Here is a 14,465-nt window from a genome sequence, read left to right on the forward strand (position 1 = left end):
GATTCACTCACACCCTAGTAAAAACGAAAAGACATCCGGAGCAGGCAAATCGCGCCGGACGTCTCGCTTAAAAAGTAACAAAAATTCGCCTTAAGGTCAATAGAGCATGAGTGCATGGTGAGACGATCTCTTACTCGTCAACGCCAGCTCTTTCCACAATCTTATCGATTATGGACGGGGTGGTTACAGGTTCACTTTGCTGAACGGCAACAGGGACTGTTGTTTTGGGCTTGGTCAGACCCTTAATCAATTGCTCCACATCAATGCCGGAGACGCTTTTGAGCATCTCTGGAGCCGTTGCCATGAGTTCGGTAACGTAGTTGCTTACACGGGCCGCGCCCTCACCCTTACCTGTGTCCACAACGGTCAACTTATCAATTGCGGAGATCGGTTCCGCAATTTTACCAGCAAGTTCAGGCAGCATTTTGACGATGATATCGAGTACGGCAGCTTCGCCAAACTTTTGGAACGCCTCGGCCAGTTTTTCCTTCGCTTCTGCTTCCGCCAGACCCCGCAAACGAATAACCTCTGCATCCGCTGTACCTTTGGCACGCTCTGCATCCGCCATGGCCTGACCTTCGAGACGCTTCTGCTCGGCAGTAGCCTTCGCATGCGTTTCGATGGAATATTGCACTGCTTCCGCTTCACGCATTCTTTTTGTTCTATCAGCTTCGGCTGCCTGCTCAACAGCATAACGATCCGCTTCTGCCTTTTTCTTCACTTCAGCATCATATTGCTTCTCACGTACAATAATTTCTTTCTCTTGCAGATCAATCTCACGTTCCTTACGAACGAGTTCCACCTTCATCTCTTCTTCCACCACGGTTTGTCTCGCACGTGCTTCGTGGATATGGTACGCCTGATCCGCTTCCGCTTTGGCTGTATCCTGATCCCGCTTAAACGTCGCTACTTTCAGTTCCTTCTCTTTTGCTGCTTCAGCGATATTCGTATCACGCAGCAGCTCGGCTTTTTGCCCCTGCTCTTCCGCATTGGCCTTCTGAATACGTGCATCCCGCATCGCTTCCGCTTCCGCAATCTCAGCATCACGCTTGACGGCCGCTATTCTCGGTTTACCGAGGGCATCCAGATAGCCTTGTTTGTCACGAACATCTTTGATGGTAAACGAGACAATCTGCAGTCCCATTTTTTTCAGATCTCTGGCTGCTACACCTTGAACCTCTTGTGCGAAGCGATCGCGGTTACGATATACTTCTTCTACCGTCATTGTTCCGAGGATGGCCCGCAAATGCCCCTCCAGAACTTCCTGCGCTTCGCCTCGCAACGATTCCACAGGCTTACCGATAAATTGTTCGGCTGCGGTAGCGACGTCTTCTATAGAGCTTCCGACCTTGATAATGGCGACCCCATCGGCAATAACCGGTACACCCTGTTCCGTGTATACTTCCGGTGTAGAGACGTCCAGCTTATGAGACAACAGTGAGATGAACTCCGATTGCTGGAACACGGGCAGAATAAATGCGCCGCCTCCACGAACAATTTTAATTTTTCGTCCTGAGTCATCATCGGAAATGTTTTTGCTTCCAAGGAATGAACCCGTCACGATCATCGCTTCATCCGGCCCAACCGTTTTGTACCTTGCCCAGAAAGCTAAACCCAGAATCAGAATAACACCTACCACAACTGCAGGAATCAACAATACATCCCAATCCAAATTCAAATCCATTCCACATCTCTCCCCTTATTCATTCATGAGTGTTTACACTGCTAACGGTTAAACTACCTTAAACATCTTTAAGTACATCTTCATCCCATTCCGACACACGCAGCACACCCTCTGTTACATCCACCACTACAACACGCGCTCCCACCGCAATGGGACGATGTTCAAAGCTGGATGCCGTGTGAACGGTATTACCGGAAGCAATTTTGATCATGACTTCACCAAACCCTTTTTCCGGCACCGGAATGGTGATCTCACCAATTTTCCCAGACAGCTCTTTCATTGAAAAGGCAATGGAGACATCACTGTTACGCATCGGTTTGATATAAGCAAAGAATACCAGCATGGCTGCAGCTATACCTATAAGCAGGGATAGTATCAGTGCCGACATGGCAGTCATAGAGCTGTAACGTGTCAGCATAATGCCAGCCCCGCCAAACGTTGTAATGGAACCGGCAAGCACAACGGGTTTGAAAAAATCAAGGCCCGGCAATTCAAAGGCCCCATCCAGCAAACCGTCAATCAAGTCACCTAGCACAAGGCTGACGACCGCAAATATTGCACCTCCGATTAGACACCCCCAATAGATGGACTCCATATCCCGTTCCTCCTCTCTTCTGCCGCAATTCCATACTCACTGGGCATTCCTCATGTAAATAAATACGTAGCAAATGCCAAAATGTTTCAAAATCTTTCCTCTAATGTATTCTCAGCCCGATAATGGTTATTTTCAATATATTCTTCACTTATTGCTTCGTTTTTCTTTATCTTGTGCGATTATGCCACGCAAAAAAAAACCGCAGGTTTCCCGGAAAGGAAACCTGCGGTTCCAAGACATGATAAGTCTCAATGTACTTGATGTTAGAGCGAAGCTTTATAGATGGATACGACATCTTCGCGTTGCAGTTTTTTGAAGTTACCAAACGGTCCGAACAGCATCGCTTTGTCTGCCATGACGTCGATTTGGCTGTCATCGATATCGTAGTCAGCCAAACGGTTAGGTGCCCCAATGGATGTCCAGAACCGGCTCAACGCTTCAATGCCTTCCTCTGCGATCTGTTTGTCCGATTTACCTTCTGGGTTCACTTCGAACACATTGATCGCCAGACGTTTGAAACGATCCACATTTACGTCCAGGTTATGTTTCATCCAGTGCGGGAACAGGATCGCCAGTCCTCCACCGTGTGGAATGTCGTACACAGCGGATACCGCGTGCTCGATGTTGTGTGTCGCCCAGTCCCCAGCAAGACCCATGTTCAGTACACCATTCAATGCCATTGTTCCGCAGTACAGAATCGTTTCACGCAGTTCATAGTTCTCGAGATCTTCGACCAGACGAGGTGCTGCATCCATGACGGTACGCAAAATTGTCTCACAGAACCCGAGTTGAACCGGTGTGTTGGCATCCAAGTGGAAGTAATGCTCCAATACATGGGACATCATATCCACCATACCGTATACCGTTTGGTCCAGAGGAACGGTATATGTATTTACCGGATCAAGAATGGAGAACGCAGGGAACGAATACGCGCTACCCCAGCCCAATTTCTCCTGAGTGTCCTGGTTCGTGATCACCGAACCCGAGTTCATTTCCGAACCCGTTGCAGCCATCGTCAAAACGGTACCGAGTGGAAGAGCGTCTTGTGCAACGGCTTTGCGCTGAGCAAAGTCCCACATGTCGCCATCATATTTGGCACCCACAGCAATCGCTTTGGAACAGTCCAGCACACTGCCACCGCCTACAGCGAGGATGAGGTCAATGTTGTTCGTTTTGCAGAGGTCTACGCCTTTATGCACAGTCGAAAGACGCGGGTTCGGTTCAACACCCGCCAGTTCCGTAACTTCAGCTCCGGCTTCCTTGAGCAAGCCGATCACCTGATCGTACAAACCGCTGCGTTTGATACTGCCGCCGCCATATACAAGCAGAACCCGTTTGCCGTATTTCGGTACTTCGGTTTTCAGTGCTTCCAGCTGACCTTTACCGAATATCAATCGGGTTGGATTGTAAAATTGAAATGATCTCATATCTATGTCGCCTCCAATGGAGTTTAGAATTTTTTAGTGCAGCTCCAATTATAGTACCCCGATTATATAAAAACAAATCGATAGCCACTCACTTTATATCAACCCGTTGATTTGCAAGTGGGCACGGAACATTTCGCTGGTGGAAGGCTGGTTTTCCTTATCGACCCTACGGTCTACGAACCGTTTCCATTTCACAGGTCAACACAAACGAAAACACCAGCCCAAGTAACGGGCTGGTGTTTGCTGTGTTACATGTTTATTCCGTATATCCCATGCTGCTTACAAAACGACGGAAAGCTTGGCGTCCTGCCTCATCATATTTATATACGCCTGCATGCTCCAGAATCTCGGCAAATTTCAAGCCGACTTCTTGCTGCACAAGCGCAACAGCTTGCTCCTTGTTGAGGTTGGGACCGAAACGTTCGATCATTTCCACAGCCCAGCCCAGATGTTTGTTCAATACATGTTCGGAAGCTTTGGCCGCCTCGGCAAGCTTGGTATCTCCAGCGAGAATATCCGCGATGCCGTCGAGTTCTTCTTTCAATCGACCTGGCAGAATTGCAAGACCCATCACTTCGATGAGTCCAATATTCTCTTTCTTCAGATGATGCATTTCACGGTGCGGGTGGAAAATCCCTTCGGGATGCTCATCATTCGTGCGATTGTTCCGGAGCACAAGGTCCATCTCATATCCACCATCCGCACTGCGACGAACGATTGGAGTAACCGTGTTATGCGGAACCTGTTCTCCATCAACCTCACTGAACGCCTCGATCTCCACTGTAGAATCGCTGTATATCTTCCACGCTTCATAAACGGCATTCCCCGCTTCGAGCAACTCGGCCGGATCATGTGATGCCAGGCGTAATACGGACATTGGCCATTTCACAAGACTGAGCGTAAGTCCCGGTGAATCAACGTGGCGGAATACCGCCTCCGGCTTCGCATTTTGAATGGCAAAGGTATGACGTCCACCCTGGAAATGGTCATGAGTCAGGATGGAGCCACCAACGATCGGCAGATCGGCATTGGAGCCAATAAAGTAATGCGGATACTCCCCGACGAAGGCCAGGAGCCTGCGCAGGGTGTCCTTGGTCAATTTCATTGGCACATGATCGTGATGGAAAATAATACAGTGCTCGTTGTAGTACACATACGGCGAGTATTGGAAGAACCACGGCTCGCCGTTCAATTCCAATGGAATGACACGCAGGTTTTGACGAGCCGGATGGTTGACCCGACCGGCATAGCCCACATTTTCACGACAGAGTTGGCATTTCGGATACACCGGAGGTGGAAGCAGTTTCGCCATCGCGATTTCTTTCGGACTTTTCTCCGGCTTGGACAGGTTAATCGTAATCTCCATATCGCCATAAGCAGTATCCTGTGTCCAGTACACATTCTTGGAAATACGGTCCATCCGAATGTAGTTGGATTGAATCGAAAGCTCATAAAATTGAGACGTAGCCGCCTCGATGCCTTCGGTCTGCTCCGTATAGCGGAATGCGCGCACCACCTCGGATGGACGGGCCATCAATTGCCCCATAATTTTCGCATCAAGCAAATCACGGTACGTATCGGTATTTTCAGGGATAAGACCAATTTCAAAGCCATAATCAATCAGGGTATCCAGCAACGTTTGGGGTCCGTCCAATACCGTCTCATTCAATACTCCTGCATAAGGCTCGGAGAATCCGAACTGTTCCAGCAGCAGATTACGGCTGTAATCCCGATCTGCTTCTTCAATCAGTTTGTTGTGCAAGGCAAATGCTACCAGACGTTCAATGGCATGCAGTGCTTCCTGCTGCTCCGGTGTCCGCTCTGTGGCACCTGCTGCAATATGAGTCTGTGACATATCGATGTTCGCCTCCTAGTTTTTTCCGTAGCCGTCAGGGTGAGACTGATGCCAGCTCCATGCGCTTTGAATAACATCTTCGAGATTCGTCCACTTCGGGTTCCAGCCCAGTACGGATCTTGCTTTGGCAGACGATGCCACCAGTACAGCTGGATCACCTGCACGACGTGGTTCCTGTACAACCGGGATATCGAGTCCGGTTACTTTCTTCGCTGTCTCGATTACCTGTTTGACAGAGAAGCCTTGACCGTTACCCAGATTGAACACGTTGCTGTTCTCGCCTTTGCGGAGATAATCCACGGCCCGCAAATGTGCATCCGCCAGATCACTTACGTGGATATAATCACGTACACAGGTTCCATCTTCCGTCGCATAGTCGTCACCGAACACAGCGATGTGAGGACGTTGTTTCAACGCCGTTTGCAGCACAAGTGGAATGAGGTGGCTCTCTGGCTGGTGATCTTCACCAATTTTACCCCTATCATGCGCTCCGGCTGCATTGAAGTAACGCAGGGACACGTATTTGATCTCTTGTACTTTATCGAACCACGACATCATGCGCTCCATCATCAGCTTCGTTTCACCGTAAACGTTCGTAGGCTCTGTACGATCACTCTCTTCAATGGGCACTTTCTCCGGCTCGCCATAGGTGGCAGCAGTTGAGGAGAAGACAATGCGACGTACATTCGCTGCATTCATCGCTTCCAGCAGGCACAGTGTGCCAAACACGTTATTGTCATAGTATTTCACCGGATCTTTCATGCTCTCGCCGACTAGTGAGTTGGCAGCAAAGTGAATGACTGCATCAATGGAGTTCTCCGCGAAAAGCTTGGCCAGCAGCTCCTTATCACGCAGGTCCCCTTCATACAATTTTCCGCCCAGCAGAGCTTCACGATGCCCTGTCTGTAAGTTATCCAGTACGACAACCTCTTCGCCCCGCTCCAACAGAGCCGCTACCGTATGAGAACCAATATATCCTGCTCCACCTGTCACCAAAATTGCCATCTTACTTCGCCTCCTTCAATTCTTTAACGCCGTCGCCTACTCCGCATACATAAAACTCGCCTTTGAGATTGGTACGTGCTTCATATGCCGCTCCCACTTCGCTTACAAAACGCTCCACATCGTCCTCGTGAACAAGGGATACCGTACATCCGCCAAATCCTGCTCCGGTCATGCGTGCACCAAGTGTTCCCGGAATTCGCTGTGCTTCCTCTACCATCACGTCCAGCTCTTCGCAGCTCACTTCATACAGATACCGAAGGGATTCGTGAGAAGCGTTCATCAGCTTGCCGAAGGTTTCCAGATCGTTAGCACGCAATGCATCCACCGATGCAAGTACACGTGCATTCTCTTCGACTACGTGCTGAGCACGCTGTCTTACCTTTTCATCCTTGATGTGATCTTGAAGTGTGATGAACTGTTCAGGTTTAAGTTGCGCCAGATAGTTCAGCGCAGGCAGTTGTTCTTTTAAAATGGCAAGTGCCTGCTCACATTGGGAACGACGCTCGTTGTAGGCCGAGTCCACCAAACCGCGCCGTTTGTTCGTATTGCCAATGACCAGCTTGTAGGCGCCGGTACGGAATGGAACTTTTTCATATTCAAGGGTGTCACACATCAATAGAATTGCATGATCCTCTGCACCATTCGCTACAGCAAACTGATCCATGATGCCGCAGTTGACACCAACGAACTCGTTCTCCGCCTTCTGGGACAGAAGCGCCAGCTGAACCGTATCAATATCCGTTACGCCTTCCAACGACTGGATGGCAAATCCGGTGAGAACCTCCAGCGATGCAGAAGAGGAAAGTCCTGCGCCGTTTGGAATCTCCCCGTGGTAGAGGAAGTCGTAACCTTTGGTTACCTTCACGCCTTTGCCTTGCAGCTCTACCATGACGCCGACAGGATAATCTGTCCATTCCCCTGTTTTCTCTTTGCCAATGGAGGACGTATCGAGCGATCCTTCATAAGACATATTGGTGGAAGCCAACTGCAACTTGTTGTCCTCACGCTCACGAATAATCAAAGTGGTACCGAATTCAAGTGCTGCCGGAAGCACGTATCCACCGTTATAGTCGATATGCTCACCGATCAGATTTACCCGCCCAGGGGCATGGAACACACGGATATCCGCTCCACTCTCTCCGTACTTGTCAATAAACTTTTGTTTCAATTCATTGATGTTCATTGCTGCTGCACCCCATCTCATGGTTGTTAGTTTTCTTAATGTTATTATACAAGAAAGCGGTCCCCCTTGAAATGAAGCCATGTGTGTTACATATGGATAAATGTGACCTTTCGACGTATAATGAATGGAACATCAAGGAAGGAAAGGAATGTCATCATGACTGAACAACGTATGGAAGGTATAACAGAACATCCGATAAAACATCATCCGGAAACCTCTGGCAAAAGTGGAGCACTCAGCTACTCGGTTGCCTCCAATCCCGTTTATTATGAAAAAGGGGCTTTGCATGTCCTCTTTGCAGGCGCAAGCCAGACCCTTCCCGGTCACGCCCTTGGACCGAAGCTATATGATTATTATCTGTTGCACTATGTTGAAAAAGGAGCCGGTACGTTCCGCACCGAACTGCATTCCTACGAATTGTCCGCAGGAGATTGTTTCCTCATTCAACCGGGCCAGCTCGTAAGCTACCAATCCCATGCCCGTCACCCTTGGCAATACCGCTGGATGGCCTTTACCGGCACTCAAGCTGCTCAGCATACGGAAGAAGCTGGATTTCGGCCAGAAAAATCCGTATTTCATGCCGGTCCATCCTGCGGAATTTCGGATTGGTTATCCGTGATGCAGACGGCTTTTGCCGAGCGGAAAGAGAGTTCTCATTTTACATCACTGGGTACGTTATATATGATTCTAGCCGAGGCACAAAATCACCTTTCTCAAGGTCAAACCTTAATACCGGGTGAATCTTCAATACGACGAACTGTGAAACAGATGATTCAATACATGTCTACCCAATATGCCTACCCTGTCTCGATCGAGCAAATGTCAGCCAGCCTTGGCTATAACCGTGCGTATCTGTCCCGCATTTTCAAACAGGAAACCGGGCTTTCCCCTGTCACCTACCTGCTTAAACTGCGGATCGATAAATCACGCCAGCTGCTGCGGGAACGTCCTGATCTGTCCATTGAACAGGTATCCGCCTCTGTCGGACTTCTGGATGCACTGTATTTCTCGAAGCAGTTCAAACGATTTCACGGCGAAGCTCCCAGTCTGTACCGGGAGAACATTCTTGCCAGACCGCAAATACAAGGGACACACAAAGCCCCCTAAACAATTGATGATCCCCATACCGAAAAAGGGAAGCTCTCTTTCCTTCATATAGATTTAGAACTTTGCATATACGTTTCAGTTTGCTGATTCAAAGACACGCACGCTTATGATTTATGCAATTGTTCTGAAAAGAAACGATAAAAAAGGCACATCCCGCCAATATGGCTAAGATGCACCTTTGTAACTTTATTTATTTGTTATTTATCCACAGGTTCCGGACTCAATATCGATTCGATCCGTTCCAGTTCCTCTGTGGAGAACTCCAGCTGGCTGAGTGCAGCCACATTCTCTTCAATCTGGGCAGAACGACTTGCACCGATCAGCGCAGAAGTTACCCGGCCATTACGAAGTACCCAAGCGAGAGCAAACTGGGCCAGACTCTGGCCGCGTGCCGCCGCAATCTGGTTGAGTGCACGAACTTTGCGCAGCGTCTCTGGCGAGATGTTGTTCTCATTCAGAAAGACAGAAGGTCCCTTGGCTCGTGAATCTTCTGGAATGCCGTTCAGGTACTTATTGGTCAGAACACCCTGCGCCAATGGGCAGAATGCGATGCTTCCTGTTCCATACTCATCAAGCACGTCCTGTAACCCATCTTCAATCCAGCGATCCAGCATCGAATATTTCGGCTGATGAATCAGCAAAGGTGTCCCCAGTCCTTTGAGAATTTCCGCTGCCTGCTTCGTCTGCTCAGCAGGATAGTTGGAAATCCCCACATATAGGGCTTTACCGGAACGAACAATATGATCCAGTGCCATCATCGTTTCTTCGAGAGGTGTTTCCGGATCATAACGATGGGAGTAAAAGATGTCCACATACTCAAGGCCCATGCGCTTCAGACTCTGATTTAGACTGGATACGAGGTATTTGCGGGAGCCCCATTCACCATAGGGTCCGGGCCACATATAGTAACCGGCTTTGGTGGAGATGATGAGTTCATCCCGGTATGGCTTCAGATCCTGTGCCAGTACCTGACCGAATAACTGCTCTGCTGAGCCTGCCGGTGGGCCATAATTGTTGGCAAGGTCAAAATGCGTAATGCCCAGATCAAACGAACGGGTAATCATGCTTCGGCCGTTCTCCGCGTTATTAATACCGCCAAAATTATGCCATAATCCGAGTGAAATCGCTGGCAGTTTCAATCCTGAACGCCCAACACGGTTATATTTCATTGTTTCATAGCGTGCTTCGCTGGCTACGTAGACCATCATGAATCCCTTCTTTCCCCAGGTTCCGCCTCTTGTACCCGGTCCGTATGCCGGAGAATGCGGTTATTCAGACAAACGTTCACTTCCATATTAATCAAGAAGCTGGTCCACCCTGTTCATTACCTCACCGATCGGGTCTGTAATCAGCAAATCAGCCTGCCGGTCGTAGGCCGTAGGCGTAGCATTAAGCAAGACCGTATGTTTTCCCTGAAAATACGTAATCAATTGTGCAGCAGGGTACACGGTAAGTGAAGTTCCTCCGACTAACAACAAATCTGCTGCAGACAGAGCGTCCACCGAACGATATAATATCGTCTGGTCCAGCTCCTCTTCATATAACACGACATCCGGCTTGATCACGCCACCGCATGCAGTGCAACGAGGAACCTTCTCTTTTGCCGTAATAATATCATTTAACGCATAGAACCTTTTGCAATCCATACAAGCGTTGCGATGGATCGAACCATGTAGCTCCAGAACATTGCTGCTGCCAGCCTTCTGGTGCAGCCCGTCGATATTCTGGGTGATGACCGCCTGAAGTCTTCCTTCCTGCTCCAATCTGGCGAGCAATTGGTGGCAGCCGTTAGGGACCGCATCGGGATGAAGCATTTTACCTCGATAAAAATCATAAAAAATATCAGCATGCTGGTCAAAAAAATGTCTGCTGAGCAGCTCTTCCGGCGGGTAGGGTGAATGCTGTTCAGTCTGGTACAAGCCAGCTGCAGAGCGGAAGTCGGGAATCCCGCTTTCCGTTGAAGTTCCGGCCCCTCCAAAAAAAACAATGTTGGAACTTTCCTGAATCCAGGCAGCCAGTTGTTCCGCTCCGTTCATCCTCTCTCCTCCTTTTGCGAGATCAACCCTGTGAAAAACGTTCAGAGGTGATCTTCAGCTCATGATAATTCTGAATGATAACATCGGCGTCATGTAAGTAGTCACTTCCCTCGACTAGTGGACAGAAACCAATTCGATAGGACACCCCAGCGTTTCGTCCCATCTGCATATCCCCATTGCTGTCACCGATCACGACAGCCTGCTTAGGATGAATATGTAACTCACTGCAAGCCAGAACTGCAGCCTCTCCATCCGGTTTTCCCCGGCTTACCCGGTCACTGCCTACGATGGATGTAAAATAAGATCGGATTCCCATCCAATCCATATGCTCTTCCGCAGCAATCGTGCTGTCCGAAGTAACAACTGCCAGAGGAATACATGCCTCCTGACAGCTCTGCAAAAAGGCAATAAGTCCGGGCATCGGTTCAGCCCTTTTTCGCTGTCTCACCTCATGCATGGCTGCACTGGAAAGATGGCGGATCGTAGTGATGGCTTCGTTCCATGGCATTCCCGCTGCGTACAACTGTCCAGCAAGCAGCCCGTTGCTCTCGTCTACTGTGGCAATGGCCAGCGGTCCCTGTAGATCATATCCGATAAGATGGCCTTCACGATCGCGAACGGTGCCCAGAACTTGCTCACGCTCCACCGTGAACGAGGCGCCGAGCTCTGTCAGCTTTGATTCCAACTGATTCAGCAAAGACTCTGCCCACGGGCCCCACAGCTGGAGGAAATCGAGCAGCGTGCCATCCTTATCAAACAGAATCCCTCCGCACGGTACCTGCTTACCACGAATGTGAAGCATGGTCATTCATATCCCCCCAGTTGCCCGATCCGTTATAGATAGGTGCCCTATAGCGTTAATGGGCCTTTACTTGATCGTGTTGAGCCAGCCTTGAATCGTCTTCACTGTCTGGGAAAGCTGCTGCTCCCCACTGACTCCAGCTTCGCCATCTCCACTCTGGAGACCATAATCACCAAATTGGGAGTGATTCCCGCCCTCAATGGTGTAATACACCGTATCTTCCGGCAGGTACGCACGGCCACTCTGGTACTTCGTTGCATTCACAACTTCATCATTGGTCCCCAGAATGGACAAGGCTGGAATTCCTAATGACTTCACACTGCCTTTTTCATCCGGATAGGATGCGAGGAAAAAGATGCCCTGAAGTGCATCCGGGTGGGCTGCGGCATAACGTGCAGCCATTGATCCACCAAGTGAATGACCTCCCATAACAAATGGTTCATCCGGATAGGCTTTAAAAATATCATCTGCCAGATTCTGCTTCAACACCGCGAGGTTAACCGGCATTTTAGCAATAATGGTATGGTGCCCGGCTGCTGCCAGTTCATGAGCAAGTGGTGCATAACTTTCAGGCTTAACCAGTCCGCCTGGATAGAATATAACACTTGGCCCCGCAGGTTTGTCTGGCACAAAGTCAATCCAATTTTCCTTCTCATCCACAGTCACCGGATTGGCTGTCTCCATGGCCGCCTGAGCCATCTCCTGTGGTCCGTAAGGGGTGAACAGCTTCCAGGCAACAAATCCACATCCAATGACAATGAGCGCCAGAAGAACGAGCAGGAATTTTCCGATGCCCCTCTTCTTGCGCCCTGTATTATATCGATTTCTCAACTTTCATCACCTTTCTACGCTTCCGCAGGTGCCACGGCTCGCAGAACGGGAGCCTTCATTCCTGAGGCTCCCCTTCTCACAACTTCATCGCTATTCGGCCTTGGCCTTGCGGTAAGCATCCATATATTGTTCCGCTTTGCGGCGGACACAGCTCAAGTCCCCCGTCTTCACAGCTTCCGTTGTCAGATCAGATCCGATACCTACAGCAACGGCGCCTCCTTTGATCCAGTCACCCAGATTGGACAGGGATACTCCACCCGTAGGCATAAAATTCGCTTGCGGCATAGGCCCCTTCATCGTTTTAATAATGGAAGGATCGTAGAGATTACCCGGGAAGAGCTTCACAATATCCACGCCAAGTTCCAGTGCTCGCTGCACATCCGCAATAGTCATCACGCCTGGCAATATCGGAATGCGGTACAGGTTGCAGATTTGCACCGTATCCGGATTCAGAGAAGGACCTACAACAAACTCGGCGCCAGACATGATCGCAGCCCGGGCTGTTTGAGGTTCAAGCACGGTTCCTGCCCCGATAATGGCAAATTTCTCTGGATCTTGTGTGTTCCAATGGTATACACGGCTTAATTTCTCAATGGCTTTGAGGGCACTTGGCACCGTCATGGTGATCTCAATGACCTTGATGCCGCCCGCAATGGCTTGTTCGGCCATGGCAATCACCTGGTCAGCGGAATCTGCACGCAGAACCGCAACGACCCCATTATCCGTTATTTTTTGCAGCAGCTGAAGCTTCTTCATTTCATTCTCTCCCTTGTCAATGTGGTTGTGTATTACAAGCCTTACATTAATGAACGAAGATGAGACATATATGATATCAGCAGCGACTAGCGCTCAACATGTGCTACATTGTTCAGCTTGGCCTCGACCTGCTTCCACGTCGGGAGCGCCTCCCAATCACCAACAGCCTGTATAACCATGGAACCGGTCAAATTTCCGAGCCGGGTCGCCTCCTGAGGAGAATACCCTTTGATAAGGCCGGATAAAAAGCCCGCACAGAATCCATCTCCTGCCCCCACCGTATCCAGGACATGATCCGCCTTGAAATACGGAACTTCCGTTAGGGTACCATTCACCAATACGTAGGTCAAATCAGGGCCACCTTTCACGATACAGACCGCATTCATGGCGGATAAACGCTCTAACACTTTTTGATCATTATCTTCGTTATACAGAAGTTTCATCTCATCCAGTCCCGGCAAGAAATAGTCTGCCTGCTCAGCCAGACGCAGCAGGACAGAACGTGCTTCCTCAGCAGACCACAGTTTAAGACGCAGATTGGGATCAAAACTCACTTTCACACCAGCCTGCCTGGCTATATGTATAGCAGCTTCAACCGTAGCAAGTCCCGATGCGCTGATCGCCGCGGTAATGCCTGTAACGTGGAGGATTTGAGCACCTGCAATATAATCCGCGTCCAGGTCTTCAGGCGTCATCGCACTTGCAGCAGATAACTTCCTATAATAATGTACCGAGGCTTTCCCGGAAGCGTTCTCACGAATCATCAGACCGGTCGGCTCCTTGTCGCTTATCCTTGCTCGTGATACATCTACACCTTCACCACGAATAGCCTTCATGATCATGTTTCCCATCGGATCATTACCCAGGCGCCCAAACCAGCCGCTGGTATGCCCAAGCCGGGCTACACCAATTGCCAGATTACTCTCCGCGCCACCAAATGACTTGTCTAATGTCGCCGCATATTCAAGACCTCTTGTATCCTTTGCTGTCAGCAAACCCATGCTTTCACCAAACGTAACGATTTCAGGGCTTCGGCGGGTATTCGTCGACATGACTTCTTCCCTCCTTATATTTACAAATTCTCATCTTCTTTAACCATTGTCATCCTCTATGCAACCGTTGTCAATCCCGGAGCGTTCATTTTGTTGTCACAGTTTTGAGAAAGGATAGCGCTTTCCTATGTG

13 protein-coding genes are annotated in these 14,465 nt (G+C 49.5%); 1 reads left to right on the plus strand and 12 read right to left on the minus strand.

The window, feature by feature from the left end:
* Positions 1–130: 130 nt before the first annotated feature.
* The 6 genes from floT to PPA03S_RS18505 all read right to left on the minus strand — a co-directional run bounded on the left by floT (position 131) and on the right by PPA03S_RS18505 (position 7,749).
* Positions 131–1,684 (minus strand): flotillin lipid rafts scaffold protein FloT, encoded by a 1,554-nt coding sequence (floT, locus tag PPA03S_RS18480; protein WP_062324969.1) that lies wholly within the window; start codon positions 1,682–1,684, stop codon positions 131–133.
* A 58-nt stretch (positions 1,685–1,742) separates the two neighbouring features.
* Positions 1,743–2,279, minus strand: coding sequence for an NfeD family membrane protein (locus PPA03S_RS18485; protein WP_062324971.1), 537 nt, complete (start codon positions 2,277–2,279; stop codon positions 1,743–1,745).
* A 263-nt stretch (positions 2,280–2,542) separates the two neighbouring features.
* A complete protein-coding gene (locus PPA03S_RS18490) occupies positions 2,543–3,706 on the minus strand; it encodes an iron-containing alcohol dehydrogenase (protein ID WP_062324974.1) in 1,164 nt (387 codons plus the stop codon).
* Between the two features lie 256 nt (positions 3,707–3,962).
* Positions 3,963–5,561, minus strand: a complete 1,599-nt coding sequence (locus PPA03S_RS18495) for a UDP-glucose--hexose-1-phosphate uridylyltransferase (protein ID WP_062324976.1) — start codon at positions 5,559–5,561, stop codon at positions 3,963–3,965.
* A 15-nt stretch (positions 5,562–5,576) separates the two neighbouring features.
* The gene (gene galE / locus PPA03S_RS18500; RefSeq protein ID WP_062324978.1) at positions 5,577–6,566 is read right to left on the minus strand and encodes a UDP-glucose 4-epimerase GalE; all 990 of its coding nucleotides are present in this window, start codon (positions 6,564–6,566) and stop codon (positions 5,577–5,579) included.
* Between the two features lies 1 nt (position 6,567).
* A complete protein-coding gene (locus PPA03S_RS18505; protein WP_062324980.1) occupies positions 6,568–7,749 on the minus strand; it encodes a galactokinase in 1,182 nt (393 codons plus the stop codon).
* A gap of 156 nt (positions 7,750–7,905) precedes the next feature.
* On the opposite strand from PPA03S_RS18505, the gene PPA03S_RS18510 reads away from it, so the two are divergent.
* Entirely contained in the window at positions 7,906–8,856 is a 951-nt protein-coding gene (locus PPA03S_RS18510) for an AraC family transcriptional regulator (RefSeq protein WP_082704220.1), read from the plus strand.
* Positions 8,857–9,053: 197 nt separating this feature from the next.
* Here the strand turns inward: PPA03S_RS18510 and mgrA are convergent, their stop codons facing one another.
* The 6 genes from mgrA to PPA03S_RS18540 all read right to left on the minus strand — a co-directional run bounded on the left by mgrA (position 9,054) and on the right by PPA03S_RS18540 (position 14,333).
* Complete coding sequence (mgrA, locus tag PPA03S_RS18515) at positions 9,054–10,061, minus strand: L-glyceraldehyde 3-phosphate reductase (RefSeq protein ID WP_062324982.1); 1,008 nt, start codon at positions 10,059–10,061, stop codon at positions 9,054–9,056.
* A 90-nt stretch (positions 10,062–10,151) separates the two neighbouring features.
* Positions 10,152–10,892 carry an NAD-dependent protein deacylase gene (locus PPA03S_RS18520; RefSeq protein ID WP_062324984.1) on the minus strand — a complete coding sequence of 247 codons (741 nt, stop codon included), beginning with the start codon at positions 10,890–10,892 and terminating at the stop codon, positions 10,152–10,154.
* A 22-nt stretch (positions 10,893–10,914) separates the two neighbouring features.
* Positions 10,915–11,700, minus strand: coding sequence for an HAD family hydrolase (locus PPA03S_RS18525; RefSeq protein ID WP_062324986.1), 786 nt, complete (start codon positions 11,698–11,700; stop codon positions 10,915–10,917).
* A gap of 60 nt (positions 11,701–11,760) precedes the next feature.
* The gene (locus PPA03S_RS18530) at positions 11,761–12,525 is read right to left on the minus strand and encodes an alpha/beta fold hydrolase (protein WP_062324988.1); all 765 of its coding nucleotides are present in this window, start codon (positions 12,523–12,525) and stop codon (positions 11,761–11,763) included.
* A gap of 90 nt (positions 12,526–12,615) precedes the next feature.
* Entirely contained in the window at positions 12,616–13,281 is a 666-nt protein-coding gene (locus PPA03S_RS18535; RefSeq protein ID WP_062324990.1) for a bifunctional 2-keto-4-hydroxyglutarate aldolase/2-keto-3-deoxy-6-phosphogluconate aldolase, read from the minus strand.
* A gap of 86 nt (positions 13,282–13,367) precedes the next feature.
* Positions 13,368–14,333, minus strand: a complete 966-nt coding sequence (locus tag PPA03S_RS18540; RefSeq protein ID WP_062324992.1) for a sugar kinase — start codon at positions 14,331–14,333, stop codon at positions 13,368–13,370.
* Positions 14,334–14,465: the final 132 nt, after the last annotated feature.

Origin of the sequence: Paenibacillus pabuli NBRC 13638 (genome assembly GCF_001514495.1) — a bacterium.
Lineage (GTDB): Bacteria > Bacillota > Bacilli > Paenibacillales > Paenibacillaceae > Paenibacillus > Paenibacillus pabuli.

What these genes read in the sequence shown, in the direction of transcription:
- floT (WP_062324969.1), bottom strand. Translation starts at nt 1,684, where the DNA reads ATGGATTTGAATTTGGATTGGGATGTATTGTTGATTCCTGCAGTTGTG.
- PPA03S_RS18485 (WP_062324971.1), bottom strand. Translation starts at nt 2,279, where the DNA reads ATGGAGTCCATCTATTGGGGGTGTCTAATCGGAGGTGCAATATTTGCG.
- PPA03S_RS18490 (WP_062324974.1), bottom strand. Translation starts at nt 3,706, where the DNA reads ATGAGATCATTTCAATTTTACAATCCAACCCGATTGATATTCGGTAAA.
- PPA03S_RS18495 (WP_062324976.1), bottom strand. Translation starts at nt 5,561, where the DNA reads ATGTCACAGACTCATATTGCAGCAGGTGCCACAGAGCGGACACCGGAG.
- galE (WP_062324978.1), bottom strand. Translation starts at nt 6,566, where the DNA reads ATGGCAATTTTGGTGACAGGTGGAGCAGGATATATTGGTTCTCATACG.
- PPA03S_RS18505 (WP_062324980.1), bottom strand. Translation starts at nt 7,749, where the DNA reads ATGAACATCAATGAATTGAAACAAAAGTTTATTGACAAGTACGGAGAG.
- PPA03S_RS18510 (WP_082704220.1), top strand. Translation starts at nt 7,906, where the DNA reads ATGACTGAACAACGTATGGAAGGTATAACAGAACATCCGATAAAACAT.
- mgrA (WP_062324982.1), bottom strand. Translation starts at nt 10,061, where the DNA reads ATGGTCTACGTAGCCAGCGAAGCACGCTATGAAACAATGAAATATAAC.
- PPA03S_RS18520 (WP_062324984.1), bottom strand. Translation starts at nt 10,892, where the DNA reads ATGAACGGAGCGGAACAACTGGCTGCCTGGATTCAGGAAAGTTCCAAC.
- PPA03S_RS18525 (WP_062324986.1), bottom strand. Translation starts at nt 11,700, where the DNA reads ATGACCATGCTTCACATTCGTGGTAAGCAGGTACCGTGCGGAGGGATT.
- PPA03S_RS18535 (WP_062324990.1), bottom strand. Translation starts at nt 13,281, where the DNA reads ATGAAGAAGCTTCAGCTGCTGCAAAAAATAACGGATAATGGGGTCGTT.
- PPA03S_RS18540 (WP_062324992.1), bottom strand. Translation starts at nt 14,333, where the DNA reads ATGTCGACGAATACCCGCCGAAGCCCTGAAATCGTTACGTTTGGTGAA.